The sequence below is a fragment of the Streptomyces gottesmaniae genome (genome assembly GCF_031845845.1).
Taxonomy (GTDB): domain Bacteria; phylum Actinomycetota; class Actinomycetes; order Streptomycetales; family Streptomycetaceae; genus Streptomyces; species Streptomyces akebiae.
This window is the reverse complement of record NZ_JAVRFJ010000174.1, coordinates 1-401: the sequence shown is the minus strand read 5'-3', so window position 1 is coordinate 401 and position 401 is coordinate 1. Positions and strand designations below refer to the sequence as shown.

Here is a 401-nt window from a genome sequence, read left to right as displayed (position 1 = left end):
GCATACGCCTGCCCGCGGTTGCTCCACCATGTATAACCCGGCACATCGGGATAGAGCGTGCGCCACATGTCCGTCCAGCCCAGCGTATGCATGACTTTGCCTATCCACTCGCGCTCTTCGGGCAGGAAGCCCGAATTTTTCTGATTGCCTTTCCAATTTTTCAGGTCGATGTGTTGGTGGGCGAGGTTCCAGTCGCCGCAGACGACGATGTCGCGCCCTTCGTTTTTCATCGCTTCGAGCATAGGGTAAAACGCATCGAGGAAACGGTATTTCACCTGCTGGCGTTCTTCCGCGCTGCTGCCGCTGGGCAAATAAAGCGAAATGACGCCCAACCTGCCGAAATCGCAACGCACAAACCGCCCTTCGCGGTCGAATTCCTCAATGCCCATGCCGATTTGCAC

The 401-nt window shown here is 56.6% G+C and carries 1 protein-coding gene; it reads right to left on the bottom strand.

All coding sequences use genetic code 11. From position 1 onward, the window contains the following. Positions 1–401: exodeoxyribonuclease III (locus tag RM704_RS45880; RefSeq protein ID WP_498076473.1), on the bottom strand; the 401-nt coding region annotated here is incomplete at both ends.